The organism is Stenotrophomonas sp. SRS1 (assembly GCF_026130205.1).
In the GTDB taxonomy this organism is placed as follows: Bacteria; Pseudomonadota; Gammaproteobacteria; order Xanthomonadales; family Xanthomonadaceae; genus Stenotrophomonas; species Stenotrophomonas rhizophila_B.
In genome coordinates this window covers 436,078-455,380 of sequence record NZ_JAINFD010000002.1, presented here as the reverse complement: position 1 = coordinate 455,380, position 19,303 = coordinate 436,078, and the positions used below count along the sequence as shown (strand labels likewise).

Here is a 19,303-nt window from a genome sequence, read left to right as displayed (position 1 = left end):
CCTCACCGGGCAAGCAAACTGAGAAGCCCGCACTCTGGCAGCGCCTTATGCGGGTGATAGCATGCACGGAGTTCATCTCCCGCCCGCATGTAGACCTCCTGCCGAAAGGAGGGTTGCCACCTGCCTGGACAAGGACCGTCATGGCTCCGTCAAACCGACTCGCGTTCCTCGATGCCCTGCGTGGGCTTGCTGCCGTCTATGTGGTGATCTTCCATGTAATGGCAATGCCATCACCTGCACTGGCGACAGGCCCAGTAATGGGCGCGATCCTGGCAATGGGTGGTACCGGCGTCGCGCTCTTTTTCGTCATCAGCGCGTTCTCGCTGGCATACACAATGCCGCGCCACGCCGCGACGCCTCGACCGCTGCTGAGCTTTTACCTGCATCGGGTGTTTCGTATCGCGCCGTTGTTCTTCGTGCTGCTGGCTTTCTCGATCTGGCGCGATGGCCGTGGCAGCCACGCTGGTCACTCTGCGACTGAAATCCTGGCCAATGTGACGTTCACGTTCAACCTGTTTGACGGATGGGAAGCCGGGATCGTCTGGGCCAGCTGGGCCATTGGCGTAGAAATGCTCTTCTATGCAGTATTTCCACTACTTTTCCATTTTATCCACACCCTGACGCGAGCCAGCGTGGCGGCGCTGCTGGGCACCATCATCAGCCTGCTTGCGGTCACGGGCATGCTTGGCGCACCCGGGTTGGCGGCGACTGGCGACTACGGCCTGCTGCGCCACTTGCCTGTGTTCCTCTACGGCATTCTTGCCTATCACGCCTTCAAGGCACTTCACGTGATGCAGCCGAGCAAGGCTCGGCGCTGCGGCATGGGGCTGCTGGTCATCGGTGGCACTGTGCTGATCGGGCTGACGCTCGCCAGTGCACGCGCAGCTCTATCCCCGGCTATCGGCTGGGGTCTGTTCGGCGCCACCTATGCCGTGTTGCTTCTTGGCATGTCATTGTTCCCGCTGTCGGCGGTGGTCAACCGCGCTACAACGTACCTCGGCCAGGTCAGCTACTCGCTTTATCTGGCCCATCCCATCGTCATTGCGCTGCTCCTACCGGTGTTCCGACGTATCCAGGCGTCAGTACCCCAACCGGATCTGGCCTATCTTGCCTGCGCAGCGCTGACGCTTGGCATCGCCATTCCATTGGCACAGCTTGGCTATCGCTTCATTGAGGTACCCGGCATACGCGCCGGGCACCACATGCTGGCTTACATCAACGCCCGACGTACCACCGCGATGGAGCGCGCCGACCAACGGGAGTAATCGGCAGGATCCGGCCTCAGAACGTCTGCCACTCCTCACTCGCCACCGCCGCCACCGGTACGCGCGAGGTACCGCGCGCAGGCGCACTACGACGCACCGGTGCGGCCGGCGTGCCGGGATGGGCCTGCAGCCGGAAGATCGCCACCGCCGTGCCCAGCTGCTGCGCCTGCTCTTCCATCGCACGCGCAGCCGCCGTGGCCTCCTCGACCAGTGCGGCATTCTGCTGCGTCGTTTCGTCCATCTGGGTGATGGTCTGGTTGACCTGCTCGATACCGGCCGACTGCTCCTTCGACGCCGCCGAGATCTCGGCCATGATGTCGTTGACCCGGCGCACGCCGGTGACGATCTCTTCCATGGTGCGGCCGGCGGTGTGGACCAGCGCGGAGCCCGCGCTAACCTGGGTGACCGAATCGTCGATCAGCCCCTTGATCTCCTTCGCCGCGCCCGCCGAGCGCTGCGCCAGTGCGCGCACTTCCGTGGCGACCACCGCGAAACCACGGCCCTGCTCGCCCGCACGCGCCGCTTCGACCGCTGCGTTCAATGCCAGGATGTTGGTCTGGAACGCGATGCCGTCGATCACCGAGATGATCTCGGCGATGCGCTTGGAGGACGCCTCGATCCCGGCCATGGTGGTCACCACCTTGCCGACCACCTCACCACCCTTCGACGCCACATCGGCTGCGCCCGCGGCGAGCTGGTTCGCCTGCACGGCATGGTCCGCGTTCTGACGCACGGTGGAGGTCAGTTCCTCCATCGAGGCGGCGGTTTCTTCCAGGCTGGCGGCCTGTTGTTCGGTACGGCGCGACAGGTCGCTGTTGCCTGCGGCAATCTCACCGGCAGCGAGGTTGATGCTGCCGGTGGCCTGCTGGATGCGGCCGACGATGTCGGTCAGCTGCACCACGGTGGTGTTGGCATCATCACGCATCCGCGCGAACACGCCGTGGAAATCGCCCTGCATGCGCGCGGTGAGATCGCCGGCGGCGATCGCCCGCAGCAGCGCGGAGATCTGCTGCAGGTTGTCGTCGCTGACCTGCATCATGGTGTTGAGGTTTTCGACCATCGCGCGGAAGTCGTGATCGAAGCGCACCACGTCGCCACGCTGGCTGAAATCGCCCATTGCCGCGGCACCGGCGAGATCGCCGATCTGGGTATTGATCGCGCGCAGGTTGGCCTTGGTGGTATCCATCGCGGCGGTGAAGGCGGCCTGCTCACCGGGCAGACGATCCATGTCCTGGCTCAGGTCACCGACCGCATAGCGCTGCATCACCTCGACCAGACGACGCGTGACCGCGATATTGGCGCCCACCAGCTGGTTGGTGTCTTCCACCATCTTGCCGTACTCGCCCGGGAAGGTATGGGCGTCCATGCGGTAGCTCAGCTCGCCTGCCTCGTGGCGCTGGGCCATCTCACCCTGTGCGGCCATCACTGCGCGCAGCTGGCTGCGCATACGCTGCATCGATTCGAGCAGTCGGCCGACCTCGTCATTGCGCGCGGGCGGCAGCGGCGTATCCAGACGACCCTCGGCGACGTCGGCCGAGAGACGGACCGCATCGGCCAGCGGGCGGATCGCCTGCCGGCGCAGCAACACGTACACGCTGCCACTGAGCACCAGTGCCGCGCCCAGGCCAACGGCCAGGATGATCCACAGCAGCGCGCGCGCCTGCGCGGTGATCAGCGCATGCGGCACGACCACGCCCAGCGCGAAATGCTCCTGGCTGCCGCCGATGCGCAGCGGAACGTAGGTCTTCACATTACCTGCCGCATCCGGCTCGAAGGCATCGAAGGGCTTGTCTGCCTTGACCGCTGCCAGCATCGCCGCGGTCAGGGCGTCGTCGCGGCGCTTGCCGATTTCCTGCGGGTCCTGCGCGGCCAGCACGATGCCACCGGGCGAGATCAGTTCGACATGGCCTTCGCCCATCGGGCGCAACGCGGCCAGGTGCTTCTGCAATGCGGCCAGCGCGAAATCCACCGTCACCGCACCAACGAACGTCCCCTCATCGATCACCGGGGTGGAGAGCGTGGTCATCAGCACTTTCTGGCCGCCGACTTCATAGGTGTACGGTTCGGCCACGGTCTGCCGCTTGAGCGCCTTCGGCTTGAGATACCAGTCGCCATCGCCGGGCACGTCATAGCCGGTGAGCGCATCCTGCATCGGCGCACCGTCGTGCCAGGCCCAGTAGCTCATGAACCGGCCGGTGTCATCGTGTGCCTCGGCGCCGACGAACTCGGCATCCTTGCCATCGAAGGCGTCGGGTTCCCACAACGTGCCAAAGCCCACCCATTCCGGGTGCACCTGCACCTGCTGGTGGATCACCGCAGACACCGTCGCCCGCGACAGCGTTCCCGCAGCGCGCTGGACGAGCAGATTCTGTGCGAGCGCCTGGCTGGTGGCGAAGGCGCTGGACAGATCACCGCTCACCCGCAGGGCTTCGGCCTGGGCCTCGCTCTGCATGGTGTGGCGGGAGGCATCGACCAGCGACGCGCTGGCTTCCCGATAGCTGATGGCGGCGGTGACACCGAAGCAGAGCATGGCGATCAACGCCGTACCCAGCATCAGTCGGTTGGCGATGCTGCCGGGGCGCTTGGACGCGGTGGGGCGGGACACGGGCATGGGGGCGGTTCCGGAAAAAGGGCATACCGGCGGACGCAGACATGCGCCGCCACGGAAACACGCAGTCCATTGCGGGCCGGTACGCGCGCGGTGCAATCACGGCGCGGCCAGCGGAGATCGGGGATCGATGCCACCGTCCCGCCCTGTGAAGATGCCGCCTGCAGGCACCGCGACGGTGCCCGCCCAGAGAAGGGACTCAGTTGGATAACGGCGATAGGCCCACGATGTTTAGCACGGCTTTCTGACCGTGTTCAGTGTCCGCCGGCAGAGGCATCGCCCCGCCCCAGCCGCTCCACCAGTGTCTGGCTGGCCGCGTTGAGTCCGACCACCTCCACCTGCGCTCCGCGTGCACGCAGTTTGCCGGTCACCCGCTCCAGCGCACCCACCGCGCTGAGGTCCCAGAAGTGCGCCTCGGTCAGATCGATCACCACGCGCGCGGGCACGTGCAGCAGATCGAAGGCCGCCGCGAACTGCCCGGCCGAGGCGAAGAACACCTGCCCGCTGACTGTGTAGACACGGGTACCGTCGGCCGTGTTGGCTTCGGCGATGTCCAGCATCCGGCCCACCTTGCGGGCGAAGAACAGCGCCGACAGCAGCACCCCGGTCAGCACCCCCTTGGCCAGATCGTGGGTGGCCACGGTCACAACCACCGTGCCCAGCATCACCACCGAGGAGCTTTTCGGGTGCAGCCGGAACTCGGCGAACGAGCGCCAGTGGAAGGTGCCGATGCTGACCATGATCATCACCGCGACCAGGGCGGCCATCGGAATCTGCCGGACCCAGTCCGCGCCGTAGACCACCAGCAGCAGCAACAGCACACCCGCCACCAGACAGGACAACCGGCCACGCCCGCCGGAGGACACGTTGATCACCGACTGCCCGATCATCGCGCAGCCACCCATGCCGCCGAACAGCCCGGCGGTGATGTTGGCCAGGCCCTGCCCGGCGCACTCGCGGTTGCGCTGGCTGGGGGTGTCAGTCATGTCTTCCACGATCTGCGCGGTCATCATCGATTCCAGCAGACCGACTACCGCCAGCGTGGCCGAGACCGGCAACAGGATGCGCAGCGTCTCCCAGGTGAGCGGCACATCCGGCAGCAGGAAGGTCGGCAGGCTGTCCGGCAGCGCACCCATGTCGCCGACGGTGCGGATGTCCAGGCCAAGCCAGATCGACAGCCCGGTGAGCACCACTATCGCCACCAGCGGTGAGGGCACCGCCCGGGTCAGCAGCGGCAGCAGATAGATGATCGCCAGGCCGGCCGCGCACACGGCGTACACCGTCCATGGCATCCCGATCAGCTCGGGCAACTGCGCCAGGAAAATCAGGATGGCCAGTGCGTTGACGAAGCCGGTGATCACCGAGCGCGAAACGAAGCGCATGAGTGCACCGAGCTTGAGCGTGCCCGCGACGATCTGCAGCAGTCCGGCCAGGATCGTGGCGGCCAACAGGTACTGCAGGCCGTGGTCGCGGACCAGATCGACCATCACCAGCGCCATCGCGCCGGTGGCCGCGGAGATCATGCCCGGCCGGCCACCGGCGATGGCGGTGACCACCGCGATGCAGAACGAGGCGTATAGGCCGACCTTGGGGTCGACCCCGGCAATGATGGAAAAGGCGATCGCCTCGGGGATCAGCGCGAGGGCGACCACGGCGCCGGACAGCAGATCACCGCGGATGTTGCCGAGCCATTGCTGGCGCAGCGGATAGGACACAGACATGGACAGACTCCACGCACCGGCGATGCGCACGGCGCGTTGTGTGATGAAGACAAGCACTCCCTGAGCCAGCGCAAGGGCCGGCGCGTCGTCAACGCGGTATCAGGGTGGCGTCATCACACGGCGGCCGGAGCAGGAGGGGCGCGCAGGATACCGCAGGGCGACGGGGGCCTCAAACCGGCGGCCATTGACCGGCCGTGGCGGCGGCGCGCAGGATGCGGGCACCCCCCCTGCCCCGGAACGCGCCCATGTACGGTTTGATCGGCAAGATGTTGACCGCGCCCGGCCAGCGCGACGCCGTCATCGCGATCCTGCTGGAGGGCACCAGCGCAATGCCGGGCTGCCGCAGCTACGTAGTGGCGCGAGACCCGACCGCGGCGGAGGCAATCTGGATCACCGAGGTCTGGGACAGCCAGGAACTGCACCGTGCCTCGCTGACACTGCCGTCTGTCCAGGCGGCGATCGCGAAAGCGCGGCCGATGATCACGGGGTTCGGCGAGCGGTTCGAGACCGAACCGGTGGGCGGCCTGGACACTGGCGCGGCGCAGCCCTGATCACCGCGTGGCATTGCCTGCCCATCGCGACGGCGCCTGCCCGGTCACCCTTCGGAACGCCGCCGCGAACTTGCCAGGGTTGGCATAGCCCATCGCCAAGGCGACCTCGGTGACGCTGTGGCCTGCCAGCAGCCTCGGCTTGGCGGCCTCCATCCGGCGCCAGGTGAGGTACGCGTAGGGCGTCATGCCGGTCGCCAGCCGGAAGCCGCGACTGAATCCACTGGCCTCCTGACCGACTTCCTGCGCCATGCGGGTAACGCCAAGGTCATCGCCGAGATGGGCCTCGATCAGGGCCTGAACGCGCTTGACGTGCACCGGCGACAACGCGCGTCGCGTCGCGGGCGCCGCAACCGGGAGTCCTGCCAGCCGCGTCATGACCAGATCGATACCGTGCTCGAAGAACGCGGCTGAGCCTGCATGCGCTTCAGCGCAGTGCCATAGTGCCCCCATCACCGAGGCGATCACCGGGTCCTCCTGCAGCGTCGATGCTGCGCGATGCAGCTGCTCCAAGCGCACGTCGTGCCCCTGCAGATGCCGCGCGTCGATGGCCAAGCCCAGCAGCGCCAGCGCTGGGCTGCGGAATTCGCCTGGGCAGTCCGGCAGCACCACATTGAACGCGCCTGCGCGCCAGGGCTGCGCGATGCGTCCGAGCGCCGTGCGCTGATACAGGGCGCCGCCGCCGCCAGTGAGCAGCCCGATGCGCAACGCACTGCCCTCGCCCATCGCGCCCTGCGCCGCGGCGAACGTATGGCGGAGCATCAGCACCGAGCCGTCGGCATTGCCAACGCACGCGTCCAGCGGACCGCCACTTTCGGCCGCCACGCGTGCAGCCACGGCAGTCGTTGGTGAGGCAGAGGCGCAGGTCATCGGGTGTCCCGTTCTGGAGCGGCCGCTCCGGAAATGGAGCAGCGGCACCTGATTGTTACACAATAACATTGGCGATTCTTCCCCATCACCGTGGTGCGCGCCACCACCCCCAGAGGCTCCTCGTGAACCACGCTGTACTTGCCGGCGCCGTGCTCGCCGCGCTTCAGTTGCTGCCCAGTGCACCCGCCCGGGCCCAGTCCACCCCGGCCGCCAAGGCCACCGAGCTGGACGGCATCGTAGTGACCGGCAGCAAACGCGATACCCCGTACCTCAAGAGCGACATGTCGGTCACCGTGCTCAACCGCGAAGCGCTCAAGGAAGCGCACGTCACCGAGTTCCGCGACCTGGACAAGCTGGCCCCCAACGTGAAGTTCAACGTGATGGGCCAGCTCAGCGACATGTTCATCTCCATCCGCGGCATCGAGTCCAACCCGTTTCTGGTCAACCGGGCCTCGGTCTATATCGATGGCATTCCGTTCCGCGAGTTGAGCAACGCGGTGTTGAACCATGTGGAGTCGGTGGAGATCCTGCGCGGGCCGCAGGGCACGCTGTACGGGGCGAACAGCGAGTCCGGCCTGGTGCTGGTGCGTACGCGCGCACCGTCGGCGACGACCGAAGGTGAGGTGAATGTCGGGCTGACCTCCTTCGGCAACGGCCATGGCAGCAGCGTGGATGGCTTCCTCGGCGGCGCGCTGGGCAACAGTGACCGGTTGTCCGGCTCGGTGGCGTTCATGGCCTCGGACGAAGACAGCCACCTCAAGAACCTCACGCCCTTCAACGGTGTCAAGGGCAAGGTCAAGGAAACCTATCTGCAGGGCAAGCTGCGCTGGGAACCGACCGATACGCTGGCCATCAACGCGATCGCCTATCACCTGGGCACGCGTGCACCCGGGATGTTCGAGTACGAATATCTGCCGCTGGATGTCGGCCTGTATAACCGTACCTACGGCGATCTCTTCAACGGCGGCCGTCGTACTGGTGACTTCACTTACATCAACGATGCGCCCAAGCGCACCACCAAGAATGAAACCGTGGCCGGGACCAGCGCGCAATGGCAATTGTCCGGTGGCACGCTGGACGCGGCACTGTCCTACCGCCAAGAGGAGGACACCTCCGCCGGCTACGACTTCGATATGACCGCCACGCCCGCGTTGGCAGGCCGCATCTACGACAAGCAGCACAGCTGGAACGGCGAACTGCGCTTCAGCTCCCCCAGCGATCAGGCGCTCACCTACATCGCCGGCGTTTCCACCTACCGGCACCACAAGGACTCCATTCTGGGCACGCTGGTCGGCCCGCCCTTGCGCGGCTTGGGCAGCTATGACCTCGCCCCGCTGCAGGGCTCGGATGGGCAGGACTACAGCGTGTTCGGCACCGCCAGCTACACCCCACCCTCGCTGCCGAAACTGACCGCCAGTCTCGGCCTGCGCCATGAGCAGGCCAGGCGTTCCACACGCCAGCGCGAAGGCACGCTCGACCTTGGCCCGGGCGGGCTGGTGTTCTATCGCGACGCCGAACTCGCACACACCTTCACTGCCACACTGCCGCGCGTGTCACTGCGCTACGACGCCAGCGACACGCTCTCGTTCTACGCCGCATCCGCCAAGGGCTACATTCCGGGCGGCTTCAACCTGGCGGCCGCGCAGAGTGACGTGGTCAACGACAAAGTGCTGCGCTACGAATCGGAAATGATGTGGAGCCATGAGCTCGGCTTCAAGATGAACGTGCTCAACGGGCGCGGGCATATCGGTGGCGCGGTGTTCCACATCACCTCGGACAACTGGCAGGAAATCCAGCTGGCCACCGATGCCAACGGCCGTCCGATCTCCTCGGACTATGTTGGCTCGGATGCGTCCATCCGCTCGCGCGGTGTCGAGCTGGAAGGCGCGCTGGAGGTCCTGCCGGGCCTGACGCTGATGGCAAATGCGGGTTACGTCGACGCCGAGTACCGCAAGCTGTTCGTCGGCGCGAATGAAAGCCTGGCCGGCAACGACGTCAAACTCACTCCGCAGTACACGGCGTATCTTGCCGCACGCTACCAGCACCGCTCCGGGCTGTTCGCGCGTGTGGAGTCTTCGTTCAATGGCCGCATGGCGCTGGACGAACGCAATCGTGCCTACCAACCGGCGGTCGCCATCCTCGGCGTGCAGTTCGGCTATGAAACCGGACCGTGGAGCACCCGCGTGTACGTCGACAACCTGACCAACAAGCGGCGCATCAACGGGTTGATCTTCGACAACCTGGCGTTCGGGCGCGACGGCAACTACTACGGCCCCATCGACCGGCCGCGCATCGTCGGTGCGGAGGTAGGCTATCGTTTCTGAGGCAGCATGGAGGGTGCCACGAGCGGCGCCCTCTATTCCTTGAGTACGTCCTGTGCATCCACCATATCCACCCCGGAGATCTGCCCCAGCCAACCGTCGAACCACGGCTTGTGAGACGCGCCGACGATGGAGAGGACGCGGGAACCGGGGTGGTCACGCACGACCTCGAGAATGTTGGCGACCATGCGCAGATTGCGGATCTCCCAGCCCTGCACCCAGATCTGGGGATAGTGCTGCGGCGATACGGCAGCCAGTGTCTGGCTCACATTCGACTCGGCGAGCACCTGCAGCGCCGCAGGATCGTTGACGCTGCGATACAGCCCGAGCACGTCGTTGGAGGCGATGAAGGCCGCTTCGCGTTCGGTCATGGCATCCAGCGCAGGTCCATAGGTGCTCCACGCCTGCTGGAGCGCCGTGCCGAACGCCTTGCGATCCGCAATCTGGTGGTTATCACCGGTGTGATCATCGATGGCGTACACACGCTGCTGGCCGAGTCGCGCCGCGAGCACTGCGGCGACCTGATAGCTCTCGTTCTTGCGGGTGCCAAGCTGCTTGAGCAGTTCGACCAGGCTCTCGTCCAGCCCATCACCTGCCCGTCGCTCGGCCACGGGCAGCTGCAGCCATTGCACATAGGCAGACGCTCGCTCGCCAGCGGCGAGGAACAGCGCCGCGAGTTGGCGGCGTTGCCCGGCGGTGGGGGCAGCCGGCCACGCCGCCAACGTCGTGTTGACCTGCACGAGCGCGGTCGGCACCTCCAGTCCCGTGGCCGCTTTCGCCGTCTCCGTGCTGGCACAGTAATCATCGCCGTAGACCGTTGCATGACGCTTGGCCAGATCGCACTGCTCACCACTGATGGCTTCGATGGTGATGTAGCCGGGCTTGAACGCCGCCAGCCTGTCCAGCAGTGGATCCAGTGCCTTGGGATCGAAGGCCTCGTGCTCGCTCAGGTGGATGCTGCCCAGCACGAGAATCTCGGTGCGCGGGCCGACCATCTCCTTGTCGAGCGAGGCGAGGTCGACACCGGCGTACGCGACCGTGGGCAGCAGAAGCGTCAGGCAGGCCGACAGCGTTGAGTAGCGTTGCTTCATCATCCAGAGCCTGAGCGGGGTGTTGCTGGATGTTTTAGCACTGCACCTGCGCGGGGGCACCTGCCCAATGGCAGGGTGACCAACGACGACGGCGAAGAGGGCTGCGTTGATGCGCGTTCCGCCCCCTGCAATGCATTGCGCTTCCACCAGTGTCAGAATTCCACGGTCTGCGCGCCTGCAGACCGTGCTCAAGGAAGCGAATGTGACAACGGGAAAGGACTCGCGCGAATGGATCAGATGGGCACTGCTGCTCGTCTTACTTGCCATGCTGTTCGGCATTCCCAACAGTTCGCCGTGGTTCGGCCTGGTGTTCGTTTACATCATGGCCGCCGGGTTGTTCATCGTGGGCAGCATGCTGTGGACCGCACTGCGCAGCCAGCGGGCCGCGGCCGCAGTGCGCCGCATGCCGCCCACGCGGGCCCTTCAGACCCGCGAGGTGAGGGCATTGGAGTGGTTCGGTCAGCCCGAGCGCATCGTTTGGCGCATGCCCCGCGGGAACGCGATTGATCTTGCAGGGGCGGCACAGGCCGCGGGCCGTCGCCCGGTGGTGCACACGCTTCGCGGACCGTATCGCGTGATGGTGCGTGGCCAGCACCATGAGCGGCATGACTTCATCGGCGAGGTCGAGGTGCTGATGCTGCCGGGGGCTGATCGCTGCGTGCGCGCGGACAATGAAGCCGACGTGCTGCTATGCGGGAAGTTCGCAGTGGTGCTTGCGTTGAATGGCGCGTGGCGGATTGACCAGGCGCCATCGTTGTTGCGTTGAATGATACGAGGAGTGAGGCGGCGGCCGTTCCGTCATGCTGGCGCAGCGGCCCAGTTACCTATAAGCCTGACGCCCAGATCACAACTGGACGAGCCAGAAGAAGCATCGCCGCGCACCCCTGGGGGCAATAGAGCACCCCTCTTGTGTCTGAACCCATTGAATCTGAACAGGTATGGCTGCAAGTCAGGCCCGATGCGCCTGCAAAGAGCCCTTTGCCCTGAAACCCAGTTTGCTATAAAACTTATACAAACTTTATAGTTAGCATCCATGAAGATCCCGGTAGACCCGCCAAAGCTGAACGAAATCATGGAAGAGGCAGCCCAGCACCCCGGCTTCCTCGGCATCATCATGTCCGGCAAAACCTCTGCCGAGGTCAATGGAGAGTACATTCACTGGGACAGGCTCCGGCACAAAACCCCGCCTGAGGGGCTGACCTCGCGCACCTGGTGGGCCAGCATCAAGTTGGCCAGGCTGGGATTGAAACGCAACCTGCCACTGCTCGATAAGCATGCCGTGAACTTCTCGGTGTCCATTACCGACACCCTCCAGAAGCGCCTTCACTTCATTGACCGCGAAGCGGCCGGTGCCATCCAGGGCATGGAACGCTCTGGTGGGCAGGGTCGTTTCCTCATGCGCTCGTTGATCGAGGAGTCCATGACATCCTCCCAACTCGAGGGTGCTGCGACCACGCGAGTGGTGGCCAAGGAGATGCTCAGCACGGGTCGACAACCTCGCGACCAAAGCGAGCGGATGATCTACAACAACTACATCACGATGAAGGCGATCCGTGAGCGCGGCAAGCGCCCCTTCACCGTCGATGAAATTCTCGAACTGCATGCGATGCTCACCGACGGCACACTCGAGTCCGAGGAGCACTGCGGCCGGCTGCGGACCGCAGAGGACAACGTACTGATCTTCGACCGTGGATCGGACACCGTGCTTCACACGCCACCGCCTGCACGGGAAGCGCGCGAACGCTTGCAACGTCTGTGCGACTTTGCCAACAGCCAGGACGACGAGCCGTTCGTACATCCGGTGATCCGCGCCATCGCGATTCACTTCCAGATCGGATATGACCACCCCTTCTACGATGGAAATGGACGCACCGCACGCGTTCTCTTCTATTGGGCAATGATGAATGCAGGTTACTGGCTGACGGAGTACCTCTCCATCTCCAGCGTGCTCAGAAAGTCCCCCGGCAACTACATGCGCGCGTATCTGTACACCGAGCATGACGATGTTGATATGACGTACTTCGTCGCACAGCAGCTGGATGCGATTGAACAGTCGATCACCGCTCTGCACCGGTACATCCTAAGCAAGAGCGAGCAGGACAGGGCAGCGCGCCGAGTGCTACGCAAGGCGCAGGTGGCCGGCATCGAGCTCAATCACAGACAGCGGGCGATTCTCGCGAATGCCATCAAGGATCCAGATCGGGGGTACACCGTGGCGACCCACCAAGCTGCCCATCAGATTTCCTACCCGACCGCATTGGGCGATTTGACGGCCCTTGTGGACGCCGGCCTGCTGGAGAAGCACAAGGTCGGGCGTGCAAATGAGTTCGTACCGGTAGTAGACATCGCGACGATGCTGCAGCAGTAGCGCTTTTTGGTGGGCCCACCAGGACTCGAACCTGGAACCAAAGGATTATGAGTCCTCTGCTCTAACCGTTGAGCTATAGGCCCTTGCGGCCGCACAGTGTAGTGGAGGCCCGCAGGCGCTTTCCACTGCAACCCTCACATCAGCCAAAACGCTGCCCCATCGCCTGCACCCGACGCGCATTCTCCGCAGCCAGCTCACGCAGCCCGCCCAAGCGCAGCAGCGCCGAACCCGCCACGCGCTGCCAGTAGTCCGCCGCCAGCGGCGCTGCCCAGTGCAGGTGCGCGAGCTGGCCGCTGCGCTCCGGCGCGATGGAGGCAAGCGGCGCAGCCACACGCAGCACCCCTGTGCGCGAGGGTGCCAGTGACATCGGCAACATGTCATACGCGGGCGCCAACGGCAGCGGGCCGCGATCAACCAGGTGGAAACCCAGATTGCCCTGATGCATGTCGCTGTTGCCGATCAGCCGGCCGAACGCGTGCAGCCTTCCCATCGCGGCCTGCGCGTCGCGATCGACCCAGCCCTGCGTCAGCAGCGCGTCGGCGGCGGTCCCCCAGTCCACGGTCACGTCACCGACGAAGGCCGAGGACAGCGCCAGCAGCGAGACGAAGCCGCGCCGGCCCAGCACGTCGACGGTGCGGTCGAAGCGCTGCACCTCCAGGAACGTATGCGTGTCGGTCTGGAGTATCTCGGACACCGCTGCCGGCACGCCGGCGTCGCGCAGGCACTGCAGGGCGAGGTGCTCGCAGACCAACAGGTCCGCCCAGCGTTCTGCGGCCTCGCCTGCGGTGGGCTGCGCGAACTTCACCAGCGCCGCATAGCGCCCTCCCTCATGTTCCACCGTGGCAGTGAACTTCGGTTGCTCGCCACCCGGCGACGATCCGACGTCTTCGCCTTCCAGTGCCGCTGCGGCGCGCTCGGGATAACGACGCGCGCGCTGCCCGGCCAGGACGTGATCGCCAGGCGCGTCGAGCGCGCGCAACGCCATCTGCACGGCATCGCCGCCCAGCAGGAGATCACCGATCTCGGTGCCGCCTGCACGCACCAGCGCCTGTAGGGTGTCACCCGATTGCCATCGATTGAGGTCGTCGGGGACGCCCAGGTCACGCCCGCGACGATGCGCGAACGTACGCCCGAGAAAACCCTGTGGCCGCAGGTCGTCCAGGTACCACGGCAGCCCCGGGAAGTGGCCATCAACGGTCTCGGCTGGCGAACGGGTCAGATTGGGGCGTGCGGCGTTGGTCGTCACGTGGAAGGTCTCGCCCGTGAGTGCCACGACTGTGCCCAGTTCTTCAAGGGTGGCGTCCGGGCGCAGACGGAACAGCGGCCACTCGCTGCCCGCGGCGGTCTGCTGGCGCATGGCATAGACCGTGGCGCGGGTGCGGCCAAGTCGCACCACGCGATCCCCGGCCTCGGCGACAAGACGACTCAACGTTGTCCGGGTAACCCCCAGGCGATCGACGAGATCGGCAGCTGAGACGACCTCGCCAGCAGGCAGGTTGTCGAACAGCGTCTGGAGCTGGACGGTACGAGGACGGGCCATGGCCTAAGTTTCGGGACGAGTTAAGTTACGAATCTATACGGCAATCTTCGGCGAAGCGCAACCCAATTAACCATATAAGCCATTGATTGAAATAACATCACCCCGGAGAACACCGAGAAAAAATCCGTAATTAAGTTACGAAAAACGCAACGAAATCACCAAATCAGCCTAGCGATCCCAACCCCGTCGAACACCCCTCCATCCGCTGCGCCGCCGCTAGGCTCGAGTACACCACGCGGCGACACCCGCCCCAAAAAACAAACCCCGCTTGCGCGGGGTCTGTCGGGTTTCAACGCGGTGCGCTGGAATCGATCAATCGATATCCAGGAAGCTGCGCAGCTGCTCGGACCGGCTCGGATGACGCAGCTTGCGCAGCGCCTTCGCTTCGATCTGGCGGATACGCTCGCGGGTGACGTCGAACTGCTTGCCCACTTCCTCGAGGGTGTGGTCAGTGTTCATGTCGATGCCGAAGCGCATGCGCAGCACCTTGGCTTCCCTCGGGGTGAGGCCGGCCAGCACGTCACGCACGGTTTCAGACAAGTTGATGTTGGTGGTGTTCTCGATCGGGGACTCCACGTTGGTGTCCTCGATGAAGTCGCCCAGATGGGAATCCTCGTCGTCGCCGATCGGGGTTTCCATCGAGATCGGCTCCTTGGCGATCTTCATCACCTTGCGGATCTTGTCTTCCGGCATGTCCATTTCCTTGGCCAGCTCCTCCGGCGTAGCCTCGCGGCCGTACTGCTGGAGCATCTGACGGGAAATGCGGTTCAACTTGTTGATCGTTTCGATCATGTGCACCGGAATACGGATGGTGCGCGCCTGATCGGCGATCGAACGGGTGATGGCCTGGCGGATCCACCAGGTCGCATACGTGGAGAACTTGTAACCACGGCGGTATTCGAACTTGTCCACGGCCTTCATCAGGCCGATGTTGCCTTCCTGGATCAGATCGAGGAACTGCAGGCCGCGGTTGGTGTACTTCTTGGCGATCGAGATGACCAGGCGCAGGTTCGCTTCGACCATTTCCTTCTTGGCCTTGCGTGCACGCGCTTCACCGTAGGCCATGGCGCGGCTGATTTCCTTCAGCTCGTCCAGTTCCAGCCAGGTGGTTTTCTCGATGTCGATCGTCGCCTGCTGTTCGGAGATGATCTGATCCTTCACGTCACGCAGGGCCGAGGACCACTTCTGCTTGCGCTTCAGTGCGTCTTCCACCCACTCCAGGTTGGTCTGGTTGCCTTCCCACGAGCGGATGAAGTCCTTGCGCGGCATGCGCGCGGTCACGGTCGCCAGGTTCAGCACGCGGCGTTCGTGGGACTTGATCGAGGCCATGACGTCGCGCAGCTGCTTGACCAGCACATCGGTCAGCGGCAACGGCAGCTTCAGGGTCACGAACACGGCGGCCATGTCGTCGCGCAGCTTGGCCAGCGGCTTGCGGTCGCCCTTGGCAGCGGCCTTCTTGAACGCGGTGTACGCATCGCTCAGGGCCTGCATGCGGCGCGCGACTTCTTCCGGATCCGGACCGGTCGGGCCGGCCTCTTCCTCGACGTCGTCGCCGTCATCTTCTTCATCGGCGTCGTCGTCAGCGTCGTCACTGGTGTCTTCGGCCACGGCCGGGGCCGGGACTTCTTCGACCAGATCGTTGAAGCCGACGATCACTTCGGCCAGGCGCTTCTTGCCTTCCTTGTGCGCGTCGTAGTCGGCCAGCAGCGATTCCACCGATACCGGGAAGGTACCGAGTGCGGCCTGGACCTGGCCCAGACCTTCTTCGATGCGCTTGGCGATGGCGATTTCGCCTTCGCGGGTCAGCAGCTCGACGGTACCCATTTCGCGCATGTACATGCGCACCGGGTCGGTGGTGCGGCCACCTTCGGTGTCGAGCGCGCTCAGCGCGGCGGCAGCTTCTTCGGCCGCGGTGTCATCGACTTCGCGGTTGCCGGTGTTGCCATCGTTGAGCAACAGGGTTTCTGCATCGGGCGCAACTTCATGGACATCAATGCCCATGCCGTTGATCATGCCGATGATATCTTCGATCTGCTCCGGGTCGACGATGTCGTCGGGCAGATGGTCATTGACTTCGGCGTAGGTCAGGTAGCCCTGTTCCAGGCCCTTGCTGATCAGAAGCTTGATGTCGTTTTGCTGGGCAGGACGTTCGTTGGCCATGTAGTGCTCGCGCCACCGGCTGGGAGAGGGAATAGAACCTAGCATTATACCAGCCCGGCGCCCCGCGTTCCCGGGCGGTGGTCCCGGGGGCTAGGGTCTGAGCAGGAAGGTCACGGGACCATCGTTGACCAGGCTGACAACCATATGGGCACCAAACTGGCCGGTTTCCACCCCCGGGGCGTGTTTTTGTCTGCAGATATCGACCAGCCGGTTGAATCCGCGTTCAGCCTCCGCCGGCGGCGCGGCGGTACTGAAGCCCGGCCGCATCCCACTGGATGTATCGGCCGCCAGGGTGAATTGGCTGACCAGCAGCAATCCGCCACCGGTATCACGCAGGGACCGGTTCATCTTTCCGGCCTCATCGCCAAACACACGGTAACCAAGCAGGCGATCGGCCATCCGGGCGATCTGGGCCTCGCTGTCGCCCGGTTCCATGCCCACCAGGGCCAGCAGACCGGAGCCGATCTGGCCGATGACCGCCCCCTCGACACGGACGCTGGCTTCGCTGACGCGCTGGATCAGGACAAGCATGGACAAGGCTCCGCAACTGAAGGCGGCCTACCTTAACGTGCCCGCGCGCCGACAGGCAGGCCGCCAGCGGCTAGACTTTGCAGTGATGAAACCGCACACCACTGCCCGCCTGGCCTACCGCGCCGCTGCCCTGTTCACCCGCCTGCCCTGGTCCTGGCTGCGTGCCTTCGCCTCCGTCCTGGCCTGGCTGTGGATCCGTCTCAATGCCCGTGAGAGCCGCGTCACCCGCCGCAACCTCGAGCTGGCCTACCCCGACATGGGCGAGGCCGAGCGCACCGTGCTCCACCGCGAGGTGCTGCGCTCGACCGCGCTGCAGGCCATCGAGACCCTGCGCCTGTGGACCCAGCCGCGCGAACGCAATCTCGCGCGGTTGACCGAGCGTCACGGCGAGGCGCTGTACGACGCCGCCCTGGCCGCCGGCAAAGGCGTGATCGTGGCGGCACCGCATTACGGCAACTGGGAGCTGCTCAACCAGTGGCTGGCCTCGCGCGGGCCGATCGCGATCGTCTACAAGGCGCCGGATGAGGAAGTGGGCGATGCCTTCCTGCAGCTGGTCCGCGGCGGCGACAACGTGCAGCAGGTGCGCGCCGAGGGCCCGGCCGTGCGCCAGTTGTTCAAGGTCCTCAAGGACGGCGGCGCCACCGGCATCCTGCCCGACCAGCAGCCCAAGGCCGGCGACGGGGTGTTCGCCCCCTTCTTCGGGGTGGAGGCGCTGACCATGACCCTGGTCAACCGGCTGGCCGAGCGCACCGGCGCAACCGTGCTGTACGGCTGGTGCGAGCGGATCGGCCCGGGCATGGAGTTCGCCCTGCATATTGAAGCGACCCCGCCGGCCGTGGCCGATCCGGACCCGCGCACCGCGGCCACCGCCCTCAATGCCGGGATCGAACGCATCGCCCGGCGCGATCCGGCGCAGTATCAGTGGACCTACAAGCGCTATACGCTGCGCCCACCGCAGAGCGGCGAGGACGATCCCTATGCCACCGAGGACCATCCGCACTGACTGCGACGCAGCGTCGCGCCGCTGGTGCGATTGAATCGCCGCGATCCGTCCCCACTGTGGAAACCACGATGTCCCCCACGGCCCCTGACATGTCCTCTGCTTCTTCCCTGTTCGGCGACCCGGCCGCGATCCGTTGCGAGCGCGCGGTGGCCGAACTGCGTGCCGGCCGCCCGGTGGTGATCGACGATGGCCAGGGCCAGCGCCTGGCTTTCATCGCGCTGGACAGCAGTACCCGCACCAGCTTCACCGCCTTTGCCGCGGCCGCGGAAGATCGCCACTACCTGTTCCTCACCGCCACCCGCGCCCGTGTGCTCGGGGTGAGCGCCGATCGGGGCGCGCGCGTGCCGCTGGCCGGCATCGACTTCGATGCCCTGCCCTCGCTCAGCTACCTGCGCGACCCCGGTGCGATGCCCCCGGGCTGGACCGGTGGCGAAGCGCTGGACGATGGCGCGGTGGAAATCGCCCGCCTCGGCCTGCTGCTGCCGGCGATGGTCGGCGTGCTGCTCGCCACCGATGACCGCCGCTTCGACGACTGCGCGCAGGTCTCGTTGTGCGACCTGAGCCAGGGCGCCGAGCAGGCCGCGCATGCGTATGAACTGGTGGCCCGCTCGCCGGTGCCGCTGCGCGAGGTCGGCATGACCGAATTCGCGGTGTTCCGCGGCGGCGTGGCCCAGCGTGACCAGGTCGCCATCATCGTGGGCAGCCCGGATCTGTCCGCCGTGGTGCCGGTTCGCGTGCACTCCTCCTGCCTGACCGGTGATCTGTTCGGCTCGCTCAAGTGCGACTGCGGCGACCAGCTGCGGCGCGGCCTGCGCAAGCTCAAGGACCTCGGCGGCGGCGTGCTGCTGTACCTGGACCAGGAAGGCCGCGGCACCGGTATCGCCGCGAAGATGCGCGCCTACGGTTATCAGCACGATGGCCTGGATACGATCGACGCCGATGCCCAGCTCGGCTTCGGTGCCGACGAGCGCCGCTACGGCAGTGCCGTGGCGATGCTGCAGGGCCTGGGCGTCAGCCGTGTGCAGCTGCTCAGCAACAACCCGACCAAGGCCCAGCGCCTGCGCAATGCCGGCATCGACGTGGTCGACTGCGTGCCGGTCACCGGCGACATCACCGCCGAGAACGAGCAGTACCTGCGCACCAAGGCCGAACGCGCCGGCCACCTGCTCGATGTGGACGCACTGATCCAGGCCGCGCAATAGCCCACGGCAACCTGCTACCGTCTGCGCCACGGGCGGTTGCACCTGTACGCATGCGCCCGGTCCGTTTTCCAGCCG

At 65.4% G+C, this 19,303-nt stretch carries 14 protein-coding genes and 1 tRNA gene; 7 read left to right on the top strand and 8 right to left on the bottom strand.

Features of this window, described 5'->3' with window-relative positions; all coding sequences use genetic code 11:
• Positions 1-140: 140 nt before the first annotated feature.
• Complete coding sequence (locus K4043_RS07725) at positions 141-1,265, top strand: acyltransferase (RefSeq protein WP_265308833.1); 1,125 nt, start codon at positions 141-143, stop codon at positions 1,263-1,265.
• Between the two features lie 16 nt (positions 1,266-1,281).
• On the opposite strand, the gene K4043_RS07720 is transcribed toward K4043_RS07725, so the two are convergent.
• Together K4043_RS07720 and K4043_RS07715 are read right to left on the bottom strand one after the other, a co-directional pair.
• Complete coding sequence (locus K4043_RS07720) at positions 1,282-3,876, bottom strand: methyl-accepting chemotaxis protein (RefSeq protein ID WP_123730083.1); 2,595 nt, start codon at positions 3,874-3,876, stop codon at positions 1,282-1,284.
• Positions 3,877-4,127: 251 nt separating this feature from the next.
• Positions 4,128-5,594, bottom strand: coding sequence for a SulP family inorganic anion transporter (locus K4043_RS07715; protein WP_265308832.1), 1,467 nt, complete (start codon positions 5,592-5,594; stop codon positions 4,128-4,130).
• Positions 5,595-5,839: 245 nt separating this feature from the next.
• Here K4043_RS07715 and K4043_RS07710 point away from each other — a divergent pair, with 245 nt between their 5' ends.
• Positions 5,840-6,145 carry a putative quinol monooxygenase gene (locus tag K4043_RS07710; RefSeq protein ID WP_123730081.1) on the top strand — a complete coding sequence of 102 codons (306 nt, stop codon included), beginning with the start codon at positions 5,840-5,842 and terminating at the stop codon, positions 6,143-6,145.
• Here K4043_RS07710 and K4043_RS07705 read toward each other — a convergent pair whose 3' ends face one another.
• Positions 6,146-6,967 carry an AraC family transcriptional regulator gene (locus tag K4043_RS07705; RefSeq protein ID WP_265308830.1) on the bottom strand — a complete coding sequence of 274 codons (822 nt, stop codon included), beginning with the start codon at positions 6,965-6,967 and terminating at the stop codon, positions 6,146-6,148.
• A gap of 167 nt (positions 6,968-7,134) precedes the next feature.
• Between K4043_RS07705 and K4043_RS07700 the strand changes: the two genes are divergently transcribed.
• On the top strand, positions 7,135-9,336 hold the full coding sequence (locus tag K4043_RS07700) for a TonB-dependent receptor plug domain-containing protein (RefSeq protein ID WP_265308828.1): 2,202 nt from the start codon (positions 7,135-7,137) through the stop codon (positions 9,334-9,336).
• Positions 9,337-9,368: 32 nt separating this feature from the next.
• Here K4043_RS07700 and K4043_RS07695 read toward each other — a convergent pair whose 3' ends face one another.
• The gene (locus K4043_RS07695) at positions 9,369-10,424 is read right to left on the bottom strand and encodes a DUF5694 domain-containing protein (protein WP_265308827.1); all 1,056 of its coding nucleotides are present in this window, start codon (positions 10,422-10,424) and stop codon (positions 9,369-9,371) included.
• A 184-nt stretch (positions 10,425-10,608) separates the two neighbouring features.
• Here K4043_RS07695 and K4043_RS07690 point away from each other — a divergent pair, with 184 nt between their 5' ends.
• Both K4043_RS07690 and K4043_RS07685 read left to right on the top strand, forming a co-directional pair.
• Positions 10,609-11,190, top strand: a complete 582-nt coding sequence (locus tag K4043_RS07690; RefSeq protein WP_265308826.1) for a hypothetical protein — start codon at positions 10,609-10,611, stop codon at positions 11,188-11,190.
• Between the two features lie 267 nt (positions 11,191-11,457).
• Positions 11,458-12,792 carry a Fic family protein gene (locus K4043_RS07685; protein ID WP_265308825.1) on the top strand — a complete coding sequence of 445 codons (1,335 nt, stop codon included), beginning with the start codon at positions 11,458-11,460 and terminating at the stop codon, positions 12,790-12,792.
• 7 nt (positions 12,793-12,799) lie between these two features.
• Here K4043_RS07685 and K4043_RS07680 read toward each other — a convergent pair.
• The 4 genes from K4043_RS07680 to dtd form a co-directional block, all read right to left on the bottom strand.
• Positions 12,800-12,875 (bottom strand) — tRNA-Ile (locus tag K4043_RS07680).
• A 56-nt stretch (positions 12,876-12,931) separates the two neighbouring features.
• Positions 12,932-14,332, bottom strand: a complete 1,401-nt coding sequence (gene yjjJ, locus K4043_RS07675; RefSeq protein ID WP_265308823.1) for a type II toxin-antitoxin system HipA family toxin YjjJ — start codon at positions 14,330-14,332, stop codon at positions 12,932-12,934.
• 312 nt (positions 14,333-14,644) lie between these two features.
• Positions 14,645-16,492: an RNA polymerase sigma factor RpoD gene (gene rpoD, locus K4043_RS07670; RefSeq protein ID WP_123730073.1), complete on the bottom strand. Its 1,848-nt coding sequence runs from the start codon at positions 16,490-16,492 to the stop codon at positions 14,645-14,647.
• A 90-nt stretch (positions 16,493-16,582) separates the two neighbouring features.
• Positions 16,583-17,023 (bottom strand): D-aminoacyl-tRNA deacylase, encoded by a 441-nt coding sequence (gene dtd, locus K4043_RS07665; RefSeq protein ID WP_265308821.1) that lies wholly within the window; start codon positions 17,021-17,023, stop codon positions 16,583-16,585.
• 85 nt (positions 17,024-17,108) lie between these two features.
• Between dtd and K4043_RS07660 the strand changes: the two genes are divergently transcribed.
• On the top strand, positions 17,109-18,026 hold the full coding sequence (locus tag K4043_RS07660) for a lauroyl acyltransferase (protein ID WP_265308820.1): 918 nt from the start codon (positions 17,109-17,111) through the stop codon (positions 18,024-18,026).
• A 68-nt stretch (positions 18,027-18,094) separates the two neighbouring features.
• Complete coding sequence (gene ribA, locus K4043_RS07655; protein ID WP_265308819.1) at positions 18,095-19,228, top strand: GTP cyclohydrolase II RibA; 1,134 nt, start codon at positions 18,095-18,097, stop codon at positions 19,226-19,228.
• Positions 19,229-19,303: the final 75 nt, after the last annotated feature.

What these genes read in the sequence shown, in the direction of transcription:
- rpoD (WP_123730073.1), bottom strand. Translation starts at nt 16,492, where the DNA reads ATGGCCAACGAACGTCCTGCCCAGCAAAACGACATCAAGCTTCTGATC.
- yjjJ (WP_265308823.1), bottom strand. Translation starts at nt 14,332, where the DNA reads ATGGCCCGTCCTCGTACCGTCCAGCTCCAGACGCTGTTCGACAACCTG.
- dtd (WP_265308821.1), bottom strand. Translation starts at nt 17,023, where the DNA reads ATGCTTGTCCTGATCCAGCGCGTCAGCGAAGCCAGCGTCCGTGTCGAG.
- K4043_RS07685 (WP_265308825.1), top strand. Translation starts at nt 11,458, where the DNA reads ATGAAGATCCCGGTAGACCCGCCAAAGCTGAACGAAATCATGGAAGAG.
- K4043_RS07720 (WP_123730083.1), bottom strand. Translation starts at nt 3,876, where the DNA reads ATGCCCGTGTCCCGCCCCACCGCGTCCAAGCGCCCCGGCAGCATCGCC.
- K4043_RS07660 (WP_265308820.1), top strand. Translation starts at nt 17,109, where the DNA reads ATGAAACCGCACACCACTGCCCGCCTGGCCTACCGCGCCGCTGCCCTG.
- K4043_RS07715 (WP_265308832.1), bottom strand. Translation starts at nt 5,594, where the DNA reads ATGTCTGTGTCCTATCCGCTGCGCCAGCAATGGCTCGGCAACATCCGC.
- K4043_RS07710 (WP_123730081.1), top strand. Translation starts at nt 5,840, where the DNA reads ATGTACGGTTTGATCGGCAAGATGTTGACCGCGCCCGGCCAGCGCGAC.
- K4043_RS07695 (WP_265308827.1), bottom strand. Translation starts at nt 10,424, where the DNA reads ATGAAGCAACGCTACTCAACGCTGTCGGCCTGCCTGACGCTTCTGCTG.
- K4043_RS07725 (WP_265308833.1), top strand. Translation starts at nt 141, where the DNA reads ATGGCTCCGTCAAACCGACTCGCGTTCCTCGATGCCCTGCGTGGGCTT.
- ribA (WP_265308819.1), top strand. Translation starts at nt 18,095, where the DNA reads ATGTCCCCCACGGCCCCTGACATGTCCTCTGCTTCTTCCCTGTTCGGC.